Source organism: Mycobacterium sp., assembly GCF_035697385.1.
Taxonomy (GTDB): domain Bacteria; phylum Actinomycetota; class Actinomycetes; order Mycobacteriales; family Mycobacteriaceae; genus Mycobacterium.
In genome coordinates, this window is the sequence record NZ_DASSCY010000072.1 from 32,830 (window position 1) to 55,933 (window position 23,104).

The window sequence follows — 23,104 nt, forward strand, 5'->3', positions numbered from 1 at the left end:
ACCGTCGATCGGCGCGTGGGCCCACACGTCAGTAGGGGACGGCCGCAAGATGACAGTTTTTGCGGCGTGTCGGCGTACAAACACGGTCGGTGGCGGAGGTTCGGGTGAGCGTGCCTGCGGTGGTGATTGGCGCGCCGGCATCGGGCAGCGGAAAGACCACCGTCGCAACGGGTTTGATGGGTGCTCTGCGTCAGGCCGGGCACACGGTGGCGCCGTTCAAGGTCGGGCCGGACTTCATCGACCCCGGCTACCATGCGTTGGCGGCGCGCCGGCCGGGTCGCAACCTCGACCCCGTCATGGTGGGCGATCGGCTCATCGGCCCGCTCTACAGGCACGGGGTCGCGGGCGCCGACATCGCGATCGTCGAGGGTGTGATGGGGCTTTTCGACGGCCGCATCGAGCAGGAGGCGACGGGTACCGCGCGTGGATCCACCGCCCACGTCGCCGCATTGCTTGGCGCACCGATCATTCTGGTCGTCGACGCGCGTGGCCAGAGCCACAGCATCGCCGCGTTACTGCACGGATTCTCGACGTTCGACACGTCGGTGCAGATCGCCGGGGTGATCCTGAACCGAGTCGGCTCGCAGCGCCACGAGGTCGTACTGCGCCAATCCTGCGAGCATGCCGGTGTCCCGGTGCTCGGCGCGATCCCACGCACCGCCGAATTGTCAGTTCCATCACGCCATCTCGGCCTGATCACCGCAGTCGAGCATGGGCGTCAGGCCCACGCCGCGGTCGAGGCGATGACCGCCCTCGTAGGTCAGCACGTCGACCTTGCCGGGATCGTCGCAGCCGCTGGCAGCCGCGTCACCGACGAGCCGTGGGATCCCGGCGCGGCCGCACCCGTGGCCGGCGATGTCACGGTCGCTTTGGCGGCAGGAAAGGCGTTCAGTTTCGGCTATGCCGAGCACGGCGAGCTGCTGCGCGCCGCGGGAGCCCAGGTCGTCGAATTCGACCCGTTGACCGATCCGCTTCCCCCGCAGACCACCGCCCTGGTGCTGCCCGGCGGGTTCCCTGAGCAATTCAGCACGGAGCTGTCGGGCAACGACGTTGTGCGCCAGCAGATCAATGACCTGGCTGCGCAGGGCGCGCCAGTGCACGCCGAATGCGCGGGACTGACTTACCTGGTCGACGAACTCGACGGGTATCCGATGTGTGGCGTGCTGTCGGGGTCGGCACGCTTCACCGATCGGCTCACTCTGGGATATCGCGATGCGGTGGCGGTGGCCGACTCATCACTGCACGCCGTTGGAGATCGCGTCGTTGGACACGAATTCCATCGCACAGCAGTCACTTTCACCGACAGCTATCAGCCGGCATGGGCCTATCGCGGCAGTGAAGTGGACACGGTGCGCGACGGAGCCATCCATCGCGGTCTGCACGCCGGCTACCTGCACACCCATCCCGCCGCGCACCCGCACGCCATCACCCGCTTCGTGGCGGCGGCTGCTGCATACCGGGACGCGAGAATTACGCACTGATCGCTACACGTGTCGCAATCTCGCTACACTTGTCGCATGGCTACTGTTCCAGCCCGTGACCTGCGGAATCGAACGGCCGAGGTGCTTCGGCGTGTCGAGGCGGGCGAGGAAATCGAAGTGCTGAAGGACAACCGCGCCGTCGCGAGGATCGTTCCAATCAAGAGTCGTCGTGAGTGGGTGCCCGCGACCGAGATCGCGCACGAACTGGCGCGGCTCGGGCCAGATACGACGGGGCTGAATGAGGAATTGCGCGCCACCCTCACCGACACCACAGATGACTTGCCGTGGTGAAGACGCTTAGGCGCGCGCTGGCCGACACCTCTGTCCTGATCGGTGTCGAGGCGGACCGCTTCGATGCCGATTTCTTGACGGGTTACGAACTGGGAGTTTCGGCGGTGACGCTCGGTGAGTTACGACTCGGCGTGCTGCAGGCGCGCGAACCCGCTATCGCGGCCCGGCGGTTATCCACTTACCAAATCGCGCAGCGATTCGAGCCTCTCGTCGTAGACGGAGCCGTGTCTGAGGCCTGGGCGCTACTCGTTTCGCAGCTTCGCGCCGCTGGTCGCAAGGCGCCGATCAACGACACGTGGATTGCCGCGACAGCAATAGCTCACAGCGTCCCAGTCCTCTCTCAGGACTCCGACTATGACCACATGCCCGACGTCGACGTCATCAGGATCTGATGCGCACCAAAGCCGGCATCGTCGTCGCCGTACCTGCAACCTCTAAGCTCGCCGAGTGACCGAAAGCGCCTACCTCGTCGGCCTGCGCCTCGCCGGCAAAAAGGTCGTCGTCGTCGGTGGGGGCACCGTCGCGCAGCGCAGGCTGCCGCTGCTGGTTGCCAACGGCGCGGACGTGCACGTCATCACCCGCACCGCCACCCCGGCCGTCGAATCCACCGCGGGAATCACCTTGGTGCTCAGGGAGTTCCGCGACGGCGATCTCGACGGCGCGTGGTATGCGATCGCGGCCACCGACGACCCGGACGTCAACGCCGCCGTCGTCGCGGAGGCCGAGCGCCGACAAGTCTTCTGTGTGCGCGCCGACATCGCCCGCGAGGGCACCGCGGTGACGCCCGCTTCATTCGAGTACGAGGGCCTGTCCGTCGGCGTGCTGGCCGGCGGCGAGCACCGTCGGTCGGCAGCGATCAGGTCGGCCATCCACGAGGCGCTGCAGCAGGGGCTCATTACGGCCGAGACCCCTGGTGTCGTGCATGGCGGCGTGGCGCTGGTCGGCGGCGGACCGGGCGATCCGGAGTTGATCACAGTCCGCGGCAGGCGTCTGCTGGCCCACGCCGATGTCGTGGTCGCAGACCGGCTGGCGCCACCGGAGCTTCTCGCTGAGTTGCCGCCGCATGTGGAGGTCATCGACGCGGCGAAGATTCCCTACGGCCGAGCAATGGCACAGGACGCGATCAACGAGGTCCTCGTAGACCGCGCCAAGGCGGGCAAGTTCGTGGTGCGGCTCAAGGGCGGCGATCCGTTCGTGTTCGCGCGGGGCTACGAAGAGGTGCTCGCATGCGCGGACGCCGGGATTCCCGTCACTGTCGTGCCGGGTGTGACCAGTGCCATAGCAGTTCCGGCGCTGGCCGGCGTTCCGGTCACGCATCGGCACGTGACGCACGAGTTTGTGGTGGTCAGCGGTCATGTTGCGCCCGGGCACCCCGAATCGTTAGTCAATTGGAATGCGCTGGCCGCGATGTCAGGAACGATCGTGTTGCTGATGGCCGTGGAGCGCATCGAACTGTTCACCAAAGCGCTGCTGGATGGCGGCCGACCAGCGGATACGCCGGTCCTGGTGGTGCAGCACGGCACCACGGCGTCGGAGCAGACTTTGCGCGCGACGCTCATCGACGCGCCCGAGCGGATCCGTTCCGAGGGCATCCGACCTCCGGCGATCATCGTCATCGGGGCGGTCGCCGCCTTCGGCGGTTAAAGGATTCTTAAGATTACTGTAAGGTAACCAGTCATGACGGCTCTCAATGATGCAGAGCGCGCCGCCATCCGCCGTGACGCCGAGGGCGGGGCTAACCGGTCGCTCCCGGTGCACGTGGAACACACTGCGGTAGAGCAAACCGGCAGGTACCCGGCTTGGTTGCCGTCGCGGCGGTTCATCGCCGCGGTTGTCGCTATCGGTGGCATGCAGTTGCTCGCGACCATGGACAGCACCGTCGCGATCGTCGCGCTTCCTAAGATTCAGGACGAGCTGAGCCTGTCCGACGCAGGCAGGAGCTGGGTCATCACGGCCTACGTTCTGACCTTCGGCGGACTGATGCTGCTGGGCGGCCGCCTCGGCGACACCATCGGCCGCAAGCGCACCTTCATCGTCGGCGTCGCGCTGTTCACCATCGCCTCGATCCTGTGCGGTATCGCATGGGATGAGGCCACACTCGTCGTTGCGCGGCTGTTGCAGGGCGTTGGCGCCGCAATCGCGTCACCGACCGCTCTGGCACTGATCGCGACCACCTTTCCGAAGGGACCCGCTCGTAACGCGGCCACCGCGATCTTCGCCGCGATGACCGGTATCGGCTCGGTGATGGGCTTGATCGTCGGCGGTGCGCTGACGGAGGTGTCCTGGCGGTGGGCGTTCCTGATCAACATCCCGATCGGCCTGCTGATGATCCACCTCGCGCGCAAGACGCTGCGGGAAACGCACCGCGAGCGGCTGAAGCTGGACGCCGCAGGCGCCCTCCTGGCCACGCTCTTCTGCACGGCGGCGGTATTCGGCTTCTCGATGGGCCCAGAGCAGGGCTGGCTGTCGCCGGTGACCCTGGGTTCGGGCGTTGCCGCGTTGGCCTTCCTGATCGCGTTCCTCTACGTCGAGCGCACGGCGGATAACCCCGTCGTCCCGTTCGACCTGTTCAAGGACCGCAACCGGGTCGCGACGTTCGCCGCGGTCTTCCTGGCCGGCGGTGTGATGTTCACGCTGACGGTGCTGATCGGCCTCTACGTCCAGGACATCATGGGCTACAGCGCATTGCGGGCCGGTATCGGCTTCATCCCGTTCGTCATCGCGCTGGGCATCGGGCTTGGCTTGTCGTCGCACCTGGTGTCGCTGTTCCCGCCGCGGTTGCTGGTGATCGCCGGCGGTGTCATGGTCCTCGGCGCGATGATCTACGGCTCGACGCTGCACGGCGACATCCCGTACTTCCCGAACCTGGTGCTGCCGATCACCATCGGCGGCTTCGGTATCGGCATGATCGTCGTGCCGCTGACCGTGTCAGCCATCGCCGGTGTGGGCTTCGACCAGATCGGCCCGGTGTCGGCGATCGCGTTGATGCTGCAGAACCTCGGCGGACCCGTGGTGCTGGCCATCATTCAGGCCGTCATCACGTCGCGGACGCTGTATCTGGGCGGTACCACCGGCCCGGTGAAATACATGGACAGCACGCAGTTGCACGCGCTCGACCAGGGCTACACCTACGGCCTGCTGTGGGTGGCCGCGGTCGCGGTGATCGTCGGCCTGGCGGCGTTGTTCATCGGCTACACGGCTCAGCAGGTCGGGCACGCGCAGGAAGTCAAGGACGCGATCGACGCCGGAGAGCTTTGATTTCGGCGTGAGCGGTTGCGCTGAGCGCGACCAGTCACACCGAAATCACTCTCGGTAGGCTGGCTATCCATGTCCAGCCTGGGGGGTTCTTCGGACGCGACCGCGCGCACCACGGCACCGCTGTCCTCGTCGGTGTTGGGCATCGCGATCGTCGCGATCACCGGCATGCAGTTGATGTCGACGCTCGACGGCACCATCGTCATCGTCGCGCTGCCGCGGATGCAGGCTGACCTTGACCTGTCCGACGTCGCGAAGAGCTGGGTCATCACCGCGTACGTGCTGACGTTCGGCGGGCTGCTGCTGCTCGGCGGGCGCGTCGGCGATGCGATCGGCCATAAACGCGCGTTCCTTTCCGGTGTCGGGGTGTTCACGATCGCCTCGCTGGTATGCGGCCTGGCCACCGACGGCATCACACTGATCGTCGCCCGTGCGGTGCAGGGCACTGGTGCCGCGGTAGCCGCGCCGACCGGCCTGGCCCTCATCGCGACGACATACGCCGTCGGGCATGCACGCAATCGCGCGATGGCGATCTCGGTCGCCATGCAGGGCATCGGTTCTGTGATGGGCCTGGTGCTCGGCGGCGCACTCACCGTCGTCTCGTGGCGGTTGGCATTTCTCATCAACGTCCCGATCGGCATTGTCATCATCGCGATCGCGGTCTATCGAGTTCGCGAGACCCATCACGAGCGACTCAAGCTCGACATCACCGGTGCGCTGCTGGCCACTCTGGGCTGCACCGCGGCCGTGTTCGTGTTCACCCAGGGCCCGCCGCGGGCATGGGTCGATCCGTGGGTGATCGGTGCAGGCATCGCCGCGGTGGTGTTCTTCATCGCCTTTCTCTTCGTCGAGCGCACGGCTGCCAACCCGCTGGTGCCGTTCTCGGTGTTCGACAACCGCAACCGGGTGATGACGTTCGTGTCGCTGTTCATGGCCGGCGGTGTGATGCTGACGCTGAGCGTGATGATCGGGCTGCTGGTGCAGGACGTGCTCGGGTACTCGGCATTGCGGGCGGGTATCTGTTTCATCCCGTTCGCGGTCGCGTTCGCCATCGGCAGCGCGCTCGCGGCCCGGCTGGCCCCACACATCGCACCCCGCTGGCTGATCATCGGCGGCGGGCTGTTCGTGTGGGGCGCCATGCTGTACGGCTCGACGCTGACCCGTGACATCCCGTACTTCCCGGACCTCTTCGCGCCCATCGTGGTGGGCGGCCTCGGCATCGGCATGATCGCGGTGATCCTGCCGCTGTGCGCCGTGGCAGAAGTCGGCCCGAAGGAGATCGGCCCGGTGTCGTCGATCACGCTGATGGTGTACAACCTCGGCGGGCCGGTTGTGCTTGTCGTCGTCCAGGCCGTGCAGACGTCGCGCACGCTGTTTCTGGGTGGCACGACGGGGCCGGTGAAGGACATGACCCCGGCTCAGCTCGATGCACTGGGTTACGGGTACACCTATTCGCTGCTGTGGGTCGCCGGTATCGCGGTGATCGTCGGTGTCACGGCGTTTTGGATCGGCTTCTCGGCGCGACAGATCGCGGCAGCCCAGCACACCCGTGAGGCGGTGGAGGCGGGGGAGCTGTGAGGGACTCTAGGACCCTTGCAGAATGCAGATCAGCTGCTCGCGGCTGTTGGCTCCGACGCGTTGCGAGGCGCGGAAGAGGTGCCCTTCGACAGAGCGAGTCGACATGGTGAGCCGGTCGGCAATCTCTTTGTTCGAAAGCCCTTGTGAGGCAAGCGATATGATTTCGCGCTGACGGGCAGTGAACGGCTGTGGCGCCGCAGCGGCCCGCAACGCGGGAGTTTGGGCGCCTGGGCATTCCGCGGCGAGACGGTCGACGGTGGCGGACGCGTTCATTGCCGCGCCTCGCAATCCGGCTTGCTGGTATGTCACGACGGCTTGGGCCGCGGCATCGGCGGCGGCAAGTCGGTCACCGAATTCCTCATAGTGGCGGGACGCACGGATCAACGCATCACCGTCTCCAGCGGCCAGCGCGGCGGCGTGGCTTGCGGCGGCGGGCGCGCGTGGTCCTTGAACGTCATGAGCCAGTTCGGCAAGCCTAGGGGCGGTGGTCGGGTCGCCAAACTGTGTCGCCGTCTGCAGAAGCACGACTTCCCAGGCAGGTCGGCCGCGCTCAGATTCTCTTGCCGCCGCGTCACGGACGATCGAGATCGCTTGCGACGTGGCACCTTCGGCGGCGTACGTCCAGGCCTCGGCAATGAATCGCTCGAGGTCCCACACTCCGGCTTCGGCGTCGTGCGCCGACCACTCAATGGCTGCGAACTCGCGTCGCGCATCGACTGCTCGGCCAGCCATACCGGTCACTGCCGTCAACCACGATCGCGCGAAGGTCTTCGTCATCCGCCCGCCCCCGCCGGTTTCCAGATGGGCGATCGTCTCTTGCAAGGATCGTTGCGCCGCAATGAGATCGCCGCGACTCATCGCCGACAGGCCGGTGAAAAAGCTGTGCCATGCTTGCTGAAACGGAACGTCGATCGTTTCGCGCCGAATGCGCGCGATCAGTGCGTCCAAGGATGTCAATGCACCGGCGAGCCGGTACGCGATACCTTGCACCTCCGCCATCGGCAGGCGCAGATGCGAGGCTTCGGCGGACGTCTCGGCGAGTCGGTAGCCGGCGTTTGCCGCCGGTTCGATCTCGTCTATCCGGCCGAGGTCGCCCAGCCCGCTGACCAAGACCCAGATCGACAACATTTGTGCGATGTCGTTGGTCGGTGTACTCGCGAGGATGGTGCTGGCTCGATCGGAGGCCCTGGAGTGGCCGCGCACCAGATCGATCAGTGCCCGCAGAGCGTTGACAAGCGGTTGCGCCGCTTCATCGTCGGCGGATATTTCCTCGTCGAGTTCTCTTTCGGCACTGGTCGTATCACCGAGGCTGAGGGCGAAATTCATCGCACGCAGGATCGCGATCTGACCACGGGTCGGGCCGCTCGTCTCGCCGGCGAGTTCGGCGAGGACGGCCTCCGCGTCGGTTCCGCGCTCCTGCCAGGTGATCGCCATCGCCTGGATGATCTTCGCCGGCAGATCGCCACCTGCCGCAGCATGCTGGGCCAGGGTCTCTGCAAGTCGCAGATCACCGAGCTGCAAGGCGGCCGACGCCCCGGCGACAAGTACTCCAGCGTCAGGCGTGAGGTCGGACTCCATCGTGAGCGCCGCCCGTCGCACCAGGTGTCTGGGATCGGTTGAGTCCCTTCGGGCGAGTTCGGTGGCTATGCGCCCGCGAAGCCGCCTCAACTGTAGGGCGCCCGTGTGCGTGACCTCGCCAAGCATGGGGTGAGCAAGCCGCACCGACGCGGGCCGCACGCTGGGGTCAACGCTTATCAGGCCGAGTGATTCGGCCTCGGCCACCGCGTCGGAATCGGCGATCGACTCCAAAATGTCGGTCTCCAACGGCTCTGCCACGGTGAGTGCATCGAGAACATCGCGGACGGACCTCGGCACGTGGGCGATCCGCGCCGCGAGCAACTCTGCCAGCGTTGGCGAGAGCCGAGGATGCCCGTCCCACAGCCACACGCCCGAGCGCTGTGTCATCCGACCGGCGTTCGCCTCATTCTCGAGCAGGTGACGCAGATAAAGCGCGTTGCCTTGGGTGTACTGCCAAAGTCGTTGTGCGCTAAAGGAGTCCACCGGGCCACCGAGCACGTGCTCCACCAAGCTCTCGATTTCTGGCAGTGAGAGTGGTTGTAGTTCAAGGCGTTCCAGGTGTTGATCTTTCCAGATCGCGGTGATGGCGTCCGGCGTCGGTTCGCCCGACCGGATCGTCAAGATGACCGTGGCAAGCCGACGGGTACTGAGCTGGTGAACCGTGAATGCCGACAAGTCATCGAGCAGATGGGCATCGTCGACGCCGACGACCACCTCGCCGTCGCGAGCTGTGCCGATGAGCCCGTCGAGCACCTCACGCACCCGTCGCAAGGGATCGGGGCCGAAGTCACTGGCGATGTCGGCGAATGCGCCCAGCGGAACGCTGCGCGCCGATGCGGTGCCGACGATCCAGTGCCGACGCGTGTCACGGCTGCCGCAGCCGGCGACGGCTTCGCGCGCCACCCGCGTCTTGCCGACACCGGCGGAACCGGATAGCACGATCCCGCGGGCGCGGTCGTCGCGGGCCCGCGTGGCGTCGGCGATCACTTGAAGCTCCTCCGATCGCCCGATAAGCGGCCACCGGCGGATCACTGGCAAATTCTAACTAGTAGCGGCGCCCTGTCTCCGCTTTCAAGCAAGCACTTAAGTCGGTGACTCCTTAGACGCGGCCGCGAGCTTCGCCTCGGCCACCCGCATGAACGTTGGCAACGCCGCGAGGTCCACGCCGACACACTCAGCGATCACGTCGTCGGCGATCCCCGCGCCGCGTAACCGCAGCGCGGTCGCATACGGCAACGGCAACCGTCGCAGGGACTCATCCCAGCGAGCGTCGGTGGCCATAGACGAAAGATGCACGCTGTCGCCATCATTCGCTGGGGTATTCCACTACCCCAATCCGGATCCGGCTCCGATACCTCATGCGGCTTGGTCCACCCGACGAGAGTGGGGTAGTCAACTACTCCAGCCGGCCCGTCTCGGCGGACTTAGGTTTTGGCAAACATACCGCGAACCAGTAACCGTTCCTTTTCGCGAAAGGGCCCTCCCATGTCGAAGCATGCACGGAAGTCTTCCCCGGCCCAGCTCCGGATCCTCACCGCGGCGATGGCTACAGGCACGGTGGTTGCTGCCAGTGCCGCTCTGATCGGGGACCAACCGATGTCCGCCGCGCCATTGAGCACGGCCACAGCGCTGGCCGGGCTGCAGGTTCCCACGCCGAACAGCCTGCTGACGGCATCGACTGTCACCACCGCCTTGGCCAGCGTCAGCGGCAGTTCCTCCGAAGGTGGAGCGCTTGCCGAGCCCAGCGGGCTGGTGCCCACTGCGCCCAGCGGGCTGGTGCCCACTGCGCCCAGCGGGCGCGGGCCGACGCTCGTGAACGCGTCGATCCCCTTGGTCGGTCGGGCTCCTGCGAGCGTGCCGTCGTCATCGAGCGCGTCGGTGCCGATCGCGTTGACCGGCCGGGGATCCTCCCGCGTGCCCAGCTCGCCGAGCGCCCTAATCGGAGGCGGCGGCGTGCTTACCGGGTTGCCGGTGGCGCCGACACAATCCCAGGCACTCGTTGGCACGTTCGACCTAGTTTTCGCGCGCCTCGTCAGCGCACCGTTCCAGATCCTGGCCAACCCGCTAAATGTGATCGGGCCGGGCGGCTGGCTCATCGGTGACGCTGTCATCGCCGGAACCAACGGCGGCCTACTCATCGGCAACGGCGCCGACGGTGTGGCACCAGGTCAGAACGGCGGCAACGCCGGCCTGTTCAGCGGCACCGGCGGCGACGGCGCCGACGGCGGTCCGGGGCAGGACGGCGGAAACGGCGGAAGCGGCGGCCTGTTGCGCGGCGATGGCGGGGACGGCGGCGATGGTGGCGACGTGACCTCGAGGACCGGCGGTGTAGCGGGCGACGGCGGCGCTGGCGGTTACGCGGCCAGCGGCCTTGGCGGAGACGGCGGCGACGGCGGCGACGCTGGCACGATCAGAATCGTCAACGGCGAACGGGTCGACAACTCCCTTTCAGGGCCCGCGACCGGCGGCAACGGCGGTGACGGCGGCGACGGCGGGCTCGGTGGCGGCGAGGGTGGCAACGGCGGCAGCGCCGCCACCACCAACGGTGACGCCACCGCAGGCAATGGCGGCAGCGGCGGCGACAGCGCCAATGGCGACGGTGGCAACGGCGGAGACGCCGGCCTGATCGCCGGGACTACCGGCTTGGGCGCCACCGCGACGGGCGGAAACGGCGGGGACGGTGGCGACGGCGGCATTCGCGACGGCATGGCCACCCAAGGCGGCAACGGTGGCAACGGCAGCAACGACGTCGTCAGTACGAGGGGTGACGCGGTCGGCGGCGACGGCGGCGACGGCGGCGATGCCGTGCGCGGTAGCGGCGGCGATGGTGGGAACGCGTCCGCGCCTGGTGATTTCGCAGAAGGGGTTTTCGCGGATGGCAACGCCACCGGCGGCGACGGAGGCGACGGCGGCAACGCCAATGGCGGGTTCGTCGTAGCGGGCGACGGCGGCGACGGCAGCCGGGCAGGCGCCGGCGGCTTCGGCGGCGGCAGTGGCGTCAGCGATCCCGTTGCTATCGGCGGCAACGGTGGCAACGGTGGCGACAACGGCATCGGCGGCGACGGCGGCGACGGCGGCGATGCCATGAATCCAATCGGGCAGGCGTTTGGCGGCGACGGCGGCGACGCTGGTACACCGGGCGGCGACGGCGGCGCCGGCGGCACCGCGACCGGCACGGCGGGCAGCGCCGATGGCGACCCCGGCGCTGACGGGTAACGGTCCATGCTTATGACGGTTGCCGGGTGTAGGGCTGGGGGACCGTTGTGTAAGGCTCACGACCCGACGGGGAGTATCGAGACGGGGCGTAGCCGTTTACGCCCCGCCTCGCCGTCACCAACGTCCGTGGTCAGCAAGCCAATTAGAGAGTCGGCCCCTGGACTCCCTGGGGGCACGGCCCTGGAAGGAACATCGCCCAGCACCAGCCCGGCGGAAGGGGCGGGAACCGCCAGTGGTGGGGGCGGCGCTGGCGGATTCGGTCCGTCCCAGATGTTCTGCGCGACATTGCCCTGCCCGTGGTAGACGAACCAATACTCGTGGCAGATGCTTTTCGTCCCAGCGCACCGGGTTGTACCTCTTGTTTCCGGTCTCCACCGGCGGATCCCCGGGGCACCAGGTATGTGGCCCGCGCGGAGGGACTGTGGCATCGGCGACACCGGTGGACAAACCCAGACCGGTTATAGCCAGGCTGGCGGACATCAGTGCTCCGGCGATGATCCGCTTTCGGTTGTGAGTGGTCAAGTTGTGCTCTTTCCGGTTTGCGCGCCGCTCAGTCCGGCGTCGTTGAGGCAAGTTCACAAGGGAGCCCGCGCTGCCGATCCCAAGAATTCTCTGCTGTCTGAATGCAGTGCCTGCGGACGCGATGTCGATAGTTTGCGAGGCCGACACCTGCCGGCGCATGGCCGCGCACCGACATCGGCGCAACGAAACCCATTTCGACACCCGGCTAAGGTTGTCGGCTGTGATCACCCGCATGTCCGAGCTGTTCCTGCGCACGTTGCGCGACGACCCGGCCGACGCCGAGGTGCCAAGCCACAAGCTGCTGATCCGGGCCGGCTACGTCCGCCCGGTTGGGCCGGGGCTGTACAGCTGGCTGCCGCTGGGGCTGCGGGTGCTGCGCAAGGTCGAGAACATTGTCCGCGATGAGATGAATGCCATTGGCGGACAAGAGATTCTGTTCCCCGCGCTGCTGCCCAAGGCGCCGTATGAGGTGACCAATCGCTGGACCGAGTACGGCGATGGCGTGTTCCGGCTGCAGGACCGGCGAAAGAACGATTACCTGCTGGGGCCGACGCATGAGGAGCTCTTCACGCTGACGGTGAAGGGGGAGTACAGCAGCTATAAGGACTTCCCGCTGCTGGTGTACCAAATCCAGACCAAGTACCGCGATGAGGCACGGCCGCGCGCCGGGATCCTTCGCGGCCGCGAGTTCCTCATGAAGGACTCGTACTCATTCGACGTCGACGACGACGGGCTCAAGGCGCAGTACCAGGCGCACCGCGACGCCTATCAGCGGATCTTCGGCAAGCTGGGCGTGCGCTACGTCATCGTCTCGGCGGTTTCCGGAGCGATGGGTGGCAGCGCGTCCGAAGAATTCCTGGCCGAGAGCGACATCGGCGAGGACACGTTCGTGCGGTGCCTCGAATCGGGGTATGCCGCCAACGTCGAAGCCGTCACCACCGCGGTGCCGCAAGCGCGCCCGATCAAGGGACTTCCCGAAGCCAAGGTCCACGACACGCCCGGCACCCCGACGATCGCCACACTGGTCAAGTGGGCCAACTCAGCCCTCGATCGTGAGGTCACCGCCGCCGACACCCTGAAGAACGTGGTGCTCAAGGTCCGCAGGCCCGGCGGCGACTGGGAGTTGCTCGCGGTGGGTGTGCCCGGGGACCGCGAAGTCGACGAGAAGCGACTTGCGGCTGCGCTGGACCCGGCCGAGTACGCGCTGCTCGACGAAACCGATTTCGCCAAGCACCGCTTCCTGGCCAAGGGCTATATCGGCCCGAAAGCGTTGCTGGCCAACGGCGTTCGCTATCTCGTCGATCCGCGGATCGTCGACGGCACGTCGTGGATCACGGGGGCCGACGAGCCGGGCAAGCATGTGGTGGACCTGGTTGCCGGCCGTGACTTTGTCGCCGACGGCACCATCGAGGCCGCCGAGGTCCGCGACGGCGACCCTTCGCCCGACGGTGCGGGCCCGCTGGTGTCGGCGCGCGGCATCGAAGTGGGCCACATCTTCCAGCTGGGCCGCAAGTACACCGACGCTTTTGCCGCCGACGTGCTCGGCGAAAACGGCAAGCCGGTGCGGCTGACCATGGGCTCCTACGGCATCGGGGTGTCGCGGCTGGTGGCGGTGATCGCCGAGCAGCAGCACGACGAGCTCGGGCTGCGCTGGCCATCGTCGGTGTCGCCGTTCGACGCGCACGTGGTGATCGCCAACAAGGACGGCGCCGCACGCGCCGGCGCTTCAGAGTTGGCCGCCGAGCTGGACCGGCTCGGTCTCGAGGTGCTGCTCGACGACCGGCAAGCCTCGCCGGGCGTGAAATTCAAGGACGCCGAGCTGCTCGGGGTGCCGTGGATCGTCGTGGTGGGCCGCGGCTGGGCCGACGGCGTCGTCGAGTTGCGCAACCGGTTCACCGGCGAGACCCGCGAAGTCGCCGTCGACAACGCGGCGGCGGACATCGCGGCGGCGCTGGCCACCTAGCTCGCGGCTACTCGGAACCGCCGGGGAAGGCGACGGTGATCGGCGAGACGCCAAGCACGCGGCTCCATCGCGCGGCCGTGACGGCCGATTGCGTCAGCGCCGTGACCGCGAAGGCTCGGTCCTGCTCGTCGGTGGCCTGCTCGAGCACGGCCCGCCACGCCACGGCGGAGTCCTCCTCCATGCGCACCGCAAGGTTCGCGGCGTCCGTCGGGTTGTCGACTTCCATCGGAAGCTCGTAGCCGGCGGCGGGCAGCGGTTCGTCGACGGACCGGGCGCCCAGCATCGCGATCGCCGCTTCGCGCCGCTCCCTGTGTTCGGCCATCGACGAGGCGACCAGGTCGTTGACGTCAGGAGTCGAATGCGCCGACACCAGTCCGTACCCGTAAATGGTCGCGTGCTCGGTGGCGATCGCGTCGTACAGGGCACCGTCGGCGGCGTCCGCGGGCCGCGCCGCACTCGTGGGTTCTGCCGCCCGCGACGACGTGGTTGTCGTCGGTGTTGGCTCGGGAGACGTCATCGCGCGGCCTCCGGTGTAACCAGGGCGACGGTGTAGGCCGCGGTGCACGCGGCCGTGATCGAGCCGAGCAGCCCTGCGCGATATCCGGAGAATGTGGCCGCCAACTCTGCGGCGCTCTCCGCCGACGCACGCAGCGCGCCGATCACGTCCTGGACCGTCGGCGCTTTCGCGGGCTCGGCGGTGGTACTTGTCGGCGTTGCCGTCGGCGTCTCGTGGCCGACAATCCGGACAAGCTCGTCCGACAGCGCCTGGGCGTGCGCCGACCGTTCTGACGCGACGGCGTTGAGCGCCTGCGCGACGTCCGGCCTTGCGGACGTCGCGGCATCGGTCGCGAGCTGGCTGTCGGCGCGCGCACGGTCCAGTTGGGCGGTCAGCTCGCCGACTTCCGGCGGTGGTGGCGACGACCCGCACGCGGCGGCCGTCGCACCCAGCAGAGTCAGGGCCGCCGCTGACAGGAGCACTCGGCGTCTGTTGAGAGTTGGCTGGGGGCTCGGCACGAGCAACATCCTGCCATCGCCGAACTTGGGGTTACACATCGACGAATGGCAGTGTGTATTCGCTGGACGTCGCCGCGCGTTTGCCGCTAGCCACTGCGGCGCTGGCGTATCGTTGAAGGTCGGTTCCAACTTGCGCCGCGCAGGAATCGTGCCCGGACAACTCAAGATGAGGAGCTCGCCGTGACGGAGCGTTCTGCGGGATTACCGTCGCAGAAACAGGTGATCGAGCTACTCGACGGCGAGTTCGCGCGCGCAGGTTACGAAATCGAGGACGTGGTCATCGACGCCGCCGCGCGTCCGGCCCGAATCACGGTGGTGGCCGACGGTGACGAACCCCTTGACCTGGACTCGATCGCGTCGCTGTCCCGTTCCGCGTCGGCGTTGCTCGACAGCGTCGACGACCCCGCGACACCTTACGTCCTGGAAGTCACCTCGCCCGGCGTGGACCGGCCACTCACCACAGAGAAGCACTACCGTCGCGCCCGCGGTCGCAAAGTGGAGCTGACGATGTCGGACGGTTCGCAACTGACGGGCCGCCTCGGCGAAACCGACGGCGGCACACTGCGGCTGGTGGTTCGCGAGGGGGCAAGGGCCAACTTCTCGATACGTGAACTTGCTTTGGGCAATGTTGCGAAAGCCGTTGTCCAGGTTGAATTTTCGCCTCCCAATCCGCGGGAGCTGGAGCTGGCTGGGCAATCTGGGAAGGAGGCCTGAGCGTGAACATCGACATGGCGGCGTTACACGCCATCGAGGCCGACAAGGGCATTACGGTCGACGTCGTCGTCGAGACGATCAAATCGGCGCTGCTCACCGCATACCGCCATACCGAGGGCCACGAGGCCGACGCGCGTATCGAGATCGACCGCAAGACCGGCGTCGTCAAGGTGATGGCGCGCGAGACGGACGAAGACGGCAACGTGATCTCCGAATGGGACGACACGCCAGAGGGTTTCGGCCGCATCGCAGCGACAACTGCACGTCAGGTGATCCTGCAGCGACTGCGTGACGCTGAGAACGAGAAGAACTACGGCGAGTTCTCCGCGCGCGAGGGTGACATCGCTGCCGGGGTCATCCAGCGTGACGCCCGTGCCAACGCCCGCGGCCTTGTCGTCGTCCGGATGGGCAGCGAGACCAAAGGATCCGAGGGCGTCATACCCTCCGCCGAACAGGTCCCCGGCGAACGCTACGAGCATGGTGACCGGTTGCGCTGCTACGTCGTCGGTGTCTCCCGAGGCGCCCGCGAGCCGTTGATCACGTTGTCGCGGACGCATCCGAACCTGGTGCGCAAGCTGTTTTCGCTGGAGGTGCCCGAGATCGCCGACGGTTCCGTCGACATCGTCGCGGTCGCCCGCGAGGCCGGTCACCGGTCCAAGATCGCGGTCACCTCGCGTGTGCCGGGCCTCAACGCGAAAGGCGCCTGTATCGGGCCGATGGGGCAGCGGGTGCGCAACGTGATGAGCGAGCTGTCCGGCGAGAAGATCGACATCATCGACTACGACGAGGACCCGGCCCGTTTCGTGGCCAACGCCCTTTCGCCGGCCAAGGTGGTGTCGGTGAGCGTCATCGACGAGGCCGCGCGCGCGGCCCGCGTGGTGGTACCCGATTTTCAGCTGTCGCTGGCGATCGGTAAGGAGGGCCAGAACGCCCGCTTGGCGGCCCGGCTCACCGGCTGGCGGATCGATATTCGAAGCGATGCCGCGCCGGTGCCCAAGGCCAACCCCGATGCTGCGCACGGGGCGATGCACGACCGCTAGTCCCCAGCGCGCGGGGCGACTCATAGCCGTTTCAGTTCGCAAGCAGAGTGACGGTAGACTCAGCTGTGATCCAGCGCGAGACTTCGGCTCGGATGCATCGACGCCCGGACGGACCGGTGCGGACCTGCATCGGGTGCCGGAAGCGAGAGCTGGCCGTCGAACTGCTTCGAGTGGTCGCCGTCGACGGGAATGGCGGATGCGCCGTGACCGTTGACCCAGCGAGAAAACTGCCGGGGCGGGGCGCCTGGCTGCACCCCGATCAGGAGTGTCTAGACGCAGCAATTCGGCGGCGAGCGTTCGTACGAGCGTTGCGCATCACCGGTTCACCGGACATGACCGCGGTAATCGAGCATGTCAGTGCTGCTGACAAGCAAGAAAAGCCCGGCGAGAGAACAGGTAGCGAAGAACATGAGCACACCGTGAAGTCCCGATGACCATGCGTCATAGTTAACCCGAGGCGCGGCGCCTACCACCGCTGTCGCCTCTAGAGATGGAGATGTAGTGGCAGGCAAGGCCCGCGTACACGAGTTGGCAAAGGAACTCGGTGTAACAAGCAAGCAAGTTCTCGCCCGGCTTAGCGAACAAGGCGAATTCGTCAAATCCGCGTCCTCCACAGTGGAGGCCCCCGTAGCGCGCCGGTTGCGCGAATCATTCGGTGGACCAAAGCCCGCCGACAAGGTCAAGTCCGGCGGCAACGGCTCACCAGCCAAGGCCGCGGCGACCCCGGCCGCGCCGGAGAAGGCGCCCGTCGCCAAGCCCGCAGCGCCGGCACCACCCGCGCCCCCTGCGGAGCCGCCTGCCGCTGCGCCCCCCGCGGCCGCAGCTGCACCAGCCCCTCCGGCCGCGCCAGCTGCGCGGCCCGGTCCGGCACCGACTGCGACCCCCGGCGCTACGCCAGGTCCGCGTCCCGGCCCGACGCCGAGCGCACCCAAGCCCGCCGCGCGCACCCCACGCGTCGGCAACAACCCGTTCTCCTCGGCGCAGCCGGTTGACCGGCCGATTCCACGTCCGCAGGCGCCCCGTCCGGGGACGCCACGGCCAGGGATGTCGCCGGGCAACATGCCGCCGCGCCCCGGCGGTCCTCGTCCGGCCCCCAGCGGCCGTCCCGGTGGCCCCCGGCCAGGTCCGGGCGGCGCCAGGCCCGGCCCAGGTGGTCGCGGTCCCGGTGCAGGCACCGGCGGTCGTCCTGGTGGCGGTGCCGGCGGTAACTACCGCGGCGGCGGCGCCGGTGGCGGTGCAGCCGGCGGCGGCGGTGCTCCCGCAGGTGCCGGCGGCGGCTATCGCGGCCGGCCAGGCGGAGGTGGCGGACGGCCAGGCCAGCGCGGCGGAGCCGCAGGCGCCTTCGGTCGTCCCGGCGGAGCGCCCAAGCGTGGCCGCAAGTCCAAGCGGGCGAAACGCGCCGAATACGAGAACATGCAGGCGCCGGTCGTCGGTGGCGTTCGGTTGCCGCACGGCAATGGCGAGACCATCCGGCTGGCCCGCGGCGCGTCGCTGAGCGACTTCGCCGAGAAGATCGACGCCAACCCGGCCTCGCTGGTGCAGGCGCTGTTCAACCTCGGCGAGATGGTCACCGCGACCCAGTCGGTCGGCGACGACACTCTCGAACTGCTCGGCAACGAGATGAACTACGTCGTGCAGGTCGTGTCCCCGGAGGACGAGGACCGCGAGCTGCTGTCGTCCTTCGATCTCACCTACGGCGAGGACGAGGGTGGCGAGGAAGATCTCGAGACCCGTCCGCCGGTGGTGACCGTCATGGGCCACGTCGATCACGGCAAGACCCGATTGCTCGATACCATCCGCAAGGCCAATGTCCGCGAAGGCGAGGCCGGCGGTATCACCCAGCACATCGGCGCCTACCAGGTGGCGGTCGACCTCGACGGCAACGAGCGGTTGATCACCTTCATCGACACCCCCGGTCACGAGGCGTTCACCGCCATGCGTGCCCGCGGCGCCAAGGCCACCGACATCGCGGTCCTGGTGGTTGCCGCCGATGACGGTGTGATGCCGCAGACGGTGGAGGCCATCAACCACGCGCAGGCGGCCGATGTGCCAATCGTGGTGGCGGTCAACAAGATTGACAAGGAAGGTGCCGACCCGGCGAAGATTCGGGCGCAGCTCACCGAATACAACCTGGTGGCTGAGGACTTCGGTGGCGACACGATGTTCGTCGACATCTCCGCCAGGGAGAACATCAACATCGAGGCGCTACTGGAAGCGGTCGTGCTGACCGCCGATGCCGCCCTGGACCTGCGGGCCAATCCCGACATGGAGGCCCAGGGTGTCGCGATCGAGGCGCATCTGGACCGCGGCCGCGGTCCGGTCGCCACCGTGTTGATCACTCGCGGCACGCTGCGGGTCGGCGACTCGGTGGTGGCAGGCGACGCGTATGGCCGCGTCCGCCGCATGGTCGACGAACACGGCGAGGACGTCGAGGCGGCGCTGCCGTCGCGACCGGTGCAGGTCATCGGCTTCACGTCGGTGCCGGGTGCCGGTGACAACTTCCTCGTCGTCGACGAGGACCGCATCGCCCGCCAGATCGCCGACCGGCGCAGCGCGCGTAAGCGCAACGCGCTGGCCGCACGCACCCGAAAGCGGATCAGCCTGGAGGACCTGGATTCGGCGCTGAAGGAAACCAGCCAGCTGAACCTGATCCTCAAGGGCGACAACGCCGGCACCGTCGAGGCGCTGGAGGAAGCCCTGCTCGGCATCCAGGTGGACGACGAGGTCGAGCTTCGCGTCATCGACCGCGGCGTCGGTGGTGTCACCGAGACCAACGTCAACTTGGCGTCGGCCTCGGACGCGATCATCATCGGGTTCAACGTCCGCGCCGAGGGTAAGGCCACCGAACTGGCCAACCGCGAAGGCGTGGAGATCCGCTACTACTCGGTGATCTACCAGGCCATCGACGAGATCGAGAGCGCGCTCAAGGGCATGCTCAAGCCGGTCTACGAGGAGCGTGAGCTCGGCCGCGCCGAGATTCGCGCCATCTTCCGGTCGTCGAAGGTCGGCAACATCGCCGGCTGCCTGGTGCAGTCAGGTGTCATCCGGCGCAACTCCAAGGCACGGCTGCTGCGTGACAACGTCGTGGTCAGCGAGAACCTCACCATCTCGTCGCTCAAGCGTGAGAAGGACGACGTCACTGAGGTTCGCGACGGCTATGAGTGCGGCTTGACGCTGACCTACTCCGACATCAAGGAAGGCGACGTCATCGAGACGTACGAACTCGTGGAGAAGGCGAGGGCGTAGATGGTTGATGTGGGCCGGGCACGCCGGCTCTCCAAACGCATCGGCACCATCGTCGCCTCGGCGATCGAGTTCGAGATCAAGGATCCCCCGTTGGCCTTCGTGACCATCACGGACACGAAGGTGACGGGCGACCTGCACGACGCGACGGTGTACTACACGGTGCGCGGTCAGACCCTGCAGGACGAACCCGACTACGCGGCCGCGGCCGCTGCGCTGGAACGTGCGAAGGGGACCCTGCGAACCAGGGTCGGCGCAGGTACCGGCGTGCGGTACACGCCTACGTTGTCGTTTGTCCTCGACAAAGTGCCTGATACCGCCGCCCACATGGAGGAGCTGCTGGCCCGCGCCCGCGCCGCAGATGAGGATTTGGCGAGAGTTAGGCAGGGTGCCAAGCACGCAGGCGACGCTGACCCGTACCGTGTTACGGGGGTGGAGGACGCCGGGGACAACGAGCTCGATGCTGAGGACGCCGGTGACCGCGATCGACAAGATGATTGACGCCCCTGTAATCCAGGGCGCGCGGGTCGACGCACGCAATGCGGCTGACCTATTGGCCGCCTCGGCCACGGTCAGCGTGGTGTGCCACGTCTATCCCGACGCCGACACGATTGGCGCGGGCCTCGCATTGGCGTTGGTGCTCGACCACGCCGGTAAGAGCGTCGAAGTGAGTTTCGCCGCACCTGCCGATCTGCCCGAATCCCTGCAGTCGCTGCCCGGTGGTCACCTGCTGGTGGAACCCCATGCAATGCGTCGCGACGCCGATTTGGTCGTCACCGTCGACATTCCCAGCGTCAACCGGTTGGGCGCGCTGCGTGAGCTCGCCGATCCCGGTCGGGAGGTGTTGGTGATCGACCACCATGCCTCCAATCTGCTGTTCGGCACCGCCAATTTCGTCGATCCATCTGCGGACTCCACCACCATGCTGGTCGCGGACTTGCTCGACGCCTGGGGCAAGCCGATCGACATCGGCGTCGCGCACTGCCTGTATGCCGGGCTGACTACCGACACCGGGTCGTTCCGCTGGGCCAGTGCCCGCGCGCACCGGCTGGCGGCTCGGCTGGTCGATATCGGCGTCGACAACGCTTCGATCAGCCGCGCGCTGCTCGACACTCATCCGTTCGCGTGGCTGCCGATGCTGTCGCGCGTGCTGGCTTCAGCACAGCTGCTGCCCGACGCCGCGAGCGGTCGAGGACTGGTGTATGCCGTTGTGGGACACCAGGAATGGGCCAACGCTCGGCCGGAGGAAGTCGAGAGCATCGTCGACATCGTGAGGACGACGCAGCAGGCCGAGGTGGCCGCGGTCTTCAAGGAGATCGAGCCGGCGCACTGGTCGGTGTCGATGCGTGCGAAATCTTATGACCTGGCAGCCGTAGCAAGCGCATTCGGCGGCGGCGGGCACCGGTTGGCCGCAGGCTATTCGGCGACCGGATCCGCCGACGAGGTCGTTGCGGCGCTTCGCGCGGCCCTTGGCTGAACCAGAAGGCGACTTTCCCGTAGCGCAGGCCACCGGCAGGCGCATCGCGGGACTCGCTCTGCCAGCGCTCGGCGTGCTGGCCGCCGAACCGATCTATCTACTCTTCGATCTCGCGATTGTCGGACGTCTGGGCGCCATGCCGCTCGCCGGGCTTGCCATCGGCGGCCTGATCCTGAGCACGCTCAGCTCGCAGATGACCTTCCTGTCGTATGGCACGACGGCGCGCTCGGCCCGCTTCTTCGGCGCCGGTGATCGGGCGTCGGCCGTCGGTGAAGGTGTGCAGGCCACCTGGCTGGCACTCGGACTGGGCGCTCTGATCGTGATCGTCGTGCAGGCCGCGGCGGTGCCACTGGTGTCCGCGCTGGCCGCTGGCGGCGACATTGCCGAGGCGGCGATGCCGTGGGTGCGGATTGCGGTCGTGGGTGTGCCGGCGATTCTGGTCTCGGCGGCGGGTAACGGCTGGATGCGCGGTGTGCAGGACACGGGCCGGCCGCTGCGCTACGTCGTCGTCGGCTTCGCGGTGTCGGCAGTGCTGTGCCCGCTAATGGTGTACGGCTGGCTCGGCATGCCGCGGATGGGATTGGCCGGATCGGCGGTCGCCAATCTGGTGGGGCAGTGGCTTGCCGCGCTGCTGTTCTGCCGTGCGCTGTTGATCGAACGGGTGCCACTGCGAGTGCAGCCGCCGGTGTTGCGCGCTCAGGTCGTCATGGGTCGTGATCTGGTGTTGCGGACGCTGGCATTTCAGGCCTGCTTCGTGTCGGCCGGAGCCGTAGCCGCCCGATTCGGTGCGGCGGCCGTCGCGGCACACCAAGTGGTTCTGCAACTGTGGAATTTCCTTGCGCTGGTGCTCGATTCGCTGGCGATAGCCGCGCAGTCGCTGGTGGGTGCGGCGCTGGGGGCTGGGCAGCTGGCGCACGCCAAGTCGGTCGCGTGGCGGGTGACGATCTTTTCGGCGCTGGCTTCCGCGGTGCTTGCGGGCATCTTCGCCGTCGGCGCATCGGTGATCCCCAGTGTGTTTACCGACGACCGCTCGGTGCTTGATGCGATCGGCGTGCCGTGGTGGTTCATGGTGGCCCAATTGCCCATAGCGGGAATCGTTTTCGCGCTCGACGGCGTGCTGCTTGGCGCAGGCGACGCCAAGTTCATGCGCAACGCGACGCTGATCAGCGCGCTGGTCGGGTTCCTGCCGTTGATCTGGCTGTCGCTTGCGTTCGGTTGGGGGCTGCTCGGGATCTGGGCGGGGTTGAGCACGTTCATGGTGCTGCGGCTGGTGTTCGTCGGCTGGCGCGCCGTGTCCGGTCATTGGCTGGTGCCCGGAACGGCTTAGGGGCTGGGACGCCGTCGAGACTGCAGCCATGCAGAAGAAGTTCGAGTAACCGCCTGCCGGAATACAGTTTCGGCGACGGACAGTTCGCCTGAGCGACTCAGCTCGTGATCGGTGTCGGCTCCACCGTGCCCAAGCCGCCGATTTCCACGTCGACCGTGGTGACGTCTGCCGGTGGCGCTGTGTAGAACGCCCAGAGCTTCACTGACGCGCCGGGCGGCAACGTACCGGTCGGCGCGTAGTCGCCCGACGGCGGGCCGGCGAGCATCCGGAAGCCCTCGAGCAGTTCGCTACCGGAGTGGCAGGCCTGAGCGCGACGCTGAGAGGTGTTGTTCGCCACGGTGATTCCGATCGGTCGGTCGGTTGATTCAGTGAGACCGCTGCCCGGCCCGACCTCGATAGCCATCG

The 23,104-nt window shown here is 67.4% G+C and carries 21 protein-coding genes; 15 read left to right on the forward strand and 6 right to left on the reverse strand.

What is annotated here, in order from left to right:
* Positions 1-104 precede the first annotated feature (104 nt).
* The 6 genes from VFH65_RS06915 to VFH65_RS06940 all read left to right on the forward strand — a co-directional run bounded on the left by VFH65_RS06915 (position 105) and on the right by VFH65_RS06940 (position 6,605).
* The gene (locus tag VFH65_RS06915; RefSeq protein ID WP_353320432.1) at positions 105-1,481 is read left to right on the forward strand and encodes a cobyrinate a,c-diamide synthase; all 1,377 of its coding nucleotides are present in this window, start codon (positions 105-107) and stop codon (positions 1,479-1,481) included.
* Between the two features lie 36 nt (positions 1,482-1,517).
* The gene (locus VFH65_RS06920; RefSeq protein WP_353320414.1) at positions 1,518-1,772 is read left to right on the forward strand and encodes a type II toxin-antitoxin system Phd/YefM family antitoxin; all 255 of its coding nucleotides are present in this window, start codon (positions 1,518-1,520) and stop codon (positions 1,770-1,772) included.
* A complete protein-coding gene (locus VFH65_RS06925) occupies positions 1,769-2,164 on the forward strand; it encodes a type II toxin-antitoxin system VapC family toxin (RefSeq protein WP_353320415.1) in 396 nt (131 codons plus the stop codon). The genes VFH65_RS06920 and VFH65_RS06925 overlap by 4 nt, the downstream gene beginning before the upstream one ends.
* Positions 2,165-2,219: 55 nt before the next feature.
* Positions 2,220-3,416: a uroporphyrinogen-III C-methyltransferase gene (cobA, locus tag VFH65_RS06930; RefSeq protein WP_353320416.1), complete on the forward strand. Its 1,197-nt coding sequence runs from the start codon at positions 2,220-2,222 to the stop codon at positions 3,414-3,416.
* Positions 3,417-3,449: 33 nt separating this feature from the next.
* The gene (locus tag VFH65_RS06935; RefSeq protein WP_353320417.1) at positions 3,450-5,030 is read left to right on the forward strand and encodes an MFS transporter; all 1,581 of its coding nucleotides are present in this window, start codon (positions 3,450-3,452) and stop codon (positions 5,028-5,030) included.
* A 69-nt stretch (positions 5,031-5,099) separates the two neighbouring features.
* Entirely contained in the window at positions 5,100-6,605 is a 1,506-nt protein-coding gene (locus VFH65_RS06940; RefSeq protein WP_353320418.1) for an MFS transporter, read from the forward strand.
* Positions 6,606-6,611: 6 nt separating this feature from the next.
* Here the strand turns inward: VFH65_RS06940 and VFH65_RS06945 are convergent, their stop codons facing one another.
* From VFH65_RS06945 to VFH65_RS06955, 3 genes are all read right to left on the reverse strand, one after another.
* Positions 6,612-9,215, reverse strand: coding sequence for a helix-turn-helix transcriptional regulator (locus VFH65_RS06945; protein WP_353320419.1), 2,604 nt, complete (start codon positions 9,213-9,215; stop codon positions 6,612-6,614).
* Between the two features lie 51 nt (positions 9,216-9,266).
* Entirely contained in the window at positions 9,267-9,464 is a 198-nt protein-coding gene (locus tag VFH65_RS06950) for a hypothetical protein (RefSeq protein WP_353320420.1), read from the reverse strand.
* Positions 9,465-9,607: 143 nt separating this feature from the next.
* The gene (locus VFH65_RS06955; protein WP_353320421.1) at positions 9,608-10,189 is read right to left on the reverse strand and encodes a hypothetical protein; all 582 of its coding nucleotides are present in this window, start codon (positions 10,187-10,189) and stop codon (positions 9,608-9,610) included.
* On the opposite strand from VFH65_RS06955, the gene VFH65_RS06960 reads away from it, so the two are divergent.
* Both VFH65_RS06960 and VFH65_RS06965 read left to right on the forward strand, forming a co-directional pair.
* Positions 10,155-11,399 (forward strand): hypothetical protein, encoded by a 1,245-nt coding sequence (locus VFH65_RS06960; RefSeq protein WP_353320422.1) that lies wholly within the window; start codon positions 10,155-10,157, stop codon positions 11,397-11,399. The genes VFH65_RS06955 and VFH65_RS06960 overlap by 35 nt on opposite strands.
* A gap of 742 nt (positions 11,400-12,141) precedes the next feature.
* Entirely contained in the window at positions 12,142-13,884 is a 1,743-nt protein-coding gene (locus tag VFH65_RS06965) for a proline--tRNA ligase (protein WP_353320423.1), read from the forward strand.
* Between the two features lie 7 nt (positions 13,885-13,891).
* Here VFH65_RS06965 and VFH65_RS06970 read toward each other — a convergent pair whose 3' ends face one another.
* The gene (locus VFH65_RS06970; RefSeq protein ID WP_353320424.1) at positions 13,892-14,401 is read right to left on the reverse strand and encodes a ferritin-like domain-containing protein; all 510 of its coding nucleotides are present in this window, start codon (positions 14,399-14,401) and stop codon (positions 13,892-13,894) included.
* A complete protein-coding gene (locus VFH65_RS06975; protein WP_353320433.1) occupies positions 14,398-14,907 on the reverse strand; it encodes a hypothetical protein in 510 nt (169 codons plus the stop codon). Before VFH65_RS06975 ends, VFH65_RS06970 begins: the two co-directional genes overlap by 4 nt.
* Before the next feature lie 171 nt (positions 14,908-15,078).
* On the opposite strand from VFH65_RS06975, the gene rimP reads away from it, so the two are divergent.
* From rimP to VFH65_RS07010, 7 genes are all read left to right on the forward strand, one after another.
* On the forward strand, positions 15,079-15,612 hold the full coding sequence (gene rimP / locus VFH65_RS06980; RefSeq protein ID WP_353320425.1) for a ribosome maturation factor RimP: 534 nt from the start codon (positions 15,079-15,081) through the stop codon (positions 15,610-15,612).
* Positions 15,613-15,614: 2 nt separating this feature from the next.
* The gene (gene nusA / locus VFH65_RS06985; RefSeq protein WP_353320426.1) at positions 15,615-16,652 is read left to right on the forward strand and encodes a transcription termination factor NusA; all 1,038 of its coding nucleotides are present in this window, start codon (positions 15,615-15,617) and stop codon (positions 16,650-16,652) included.
* Positions 16,653-16,717: 65 nt separating this feature from the next.
* Complete coding sequence (locus tag VFH65_RS06990) at positions 16,718-17,086, forward strand: YlxR family protein (protein ID WP_353320434.1); 369 nt, start codon at positions 16,718-16,720, stop codon at positions 17,084-17,086.
* Between the two features lie 67 nt (positions 17,087-17,153).
* Positions 17,154-19,898, forward strand: a complete 2,745-nt coding sequence (gene infB, locus VFH65_RS06995; protein ID WP_353320427.1) for a translation initiation factor IF-2 — start codon at positions 17,154-17,156, stop codon at positions 19,896-19,898.
* The gene (rbfA, locus tag VFH65_RS07000; RefSeq protein ID WP_353320428.1) at positions 19,899-20,396 is read left to right on the forward strand and encodes a 30S ribosome-binding factor RbfA; all 498 of its coding nucleotides are present in this window, start codon (positions 19,899-19,901) and stop codon (positions 20,394-20,396) included.
* Positions 20,389-21,372 carry a DHH family phosphoesterase gene (locus VFH65_RS07005; protein WP_414688373.1) on the forward strand — a complete coding sequence of 328 codons (984 nt, stop codon included), beginning with the start codon at positions 20,389-20,391 and terminating at the stop codon, positions 21,370-21,372. Before rbfA ends, VFH65_RS07005 begins: the two co-directional genes overlap by 8 nt.
* Positions 21,365-22,699 (forward strand): MATE family efflux transporter, encoded by a 1,335-nt coding sequence (locus tag VFH65_RS07010; RefSeq protein ID WP_353320430.1) that lies wholly within the window; start codon positions 21,365-21,367, stop codon positions 22,697-22,699. Before VFH65_RS07005 ends, VFH65_RS07010 begins: the two co-directional genes overlap by 8 nt.
* A gap of 97 nt (positions 22,700-22,796) precedes the next feature.
* Here VFH65_RS07010 and VFH65_RS07015 read toward each other — a convergent pair.
* A partial coding sequence (locus VFH65_RS07015) for a hypothetical protein (RefSeq protein WP_353320431.1) occupies positions 22,797-23,104 on the reverse strand: 308 nt, incomplete at its 5' end.

Coding starts and splice junctions, on each gene's coding strand:
- VFH65_RS06920 (WP_353320414.1), top strand. CDS start 1,518: ATGGCTACTGTTCCAGCCCGTGACCTGCGGAATCGAACGGCCGAGGTG.
- VFH65_RS06935 (WP_353320417.1), top strand. CDS start 3,450: ATGACGGCTCTCAATGATGCAGAGCGCGCCGCCATCCGCCGTGACGCC.
- VFH65_RS06940 (WP_353320418.1), top strand. CDS start 5,100: ATGTCCAGCCTGGGGGGTTCTTCGGACGCGACCGCGCGCACCACGGCA.
- VFH65_RS06950 (WP_353320420.1), bottom strand. CDS start 9,464: ATGGCCACCGACGCTCGCTGGGATGAGTCCCTGCGACGGTTGCCGTTG.
- VFH65_RS06970 (WP_353320424.1), bottom strand. CDS start 14,401: ATGACGTCTCCCGAGCCAACACCGACGACAACCACGTCGTCGCGGGCG.
- VFH65_RS06975 (WP_353320433.1), bottom strand. CDS start 14,907: ATGTTGCTCGTGCCGAGCCCCCAGCCAACTCTCAACAGACGCCGAGTG.
- rbfA (WP_353320428.1), top strand. CDS start 19,899: ATGGTTGATGTGGGCCGGGCACGCCGGCTCTCCAAACGCATCGGCACC.
- VFH65_RS07005 (WP_414688373.1), top strand. CDS start 20,389: ATGATTGACGCCCCTGTAATCCAGGGCGCGCGGGTCGACGCACGCAAT.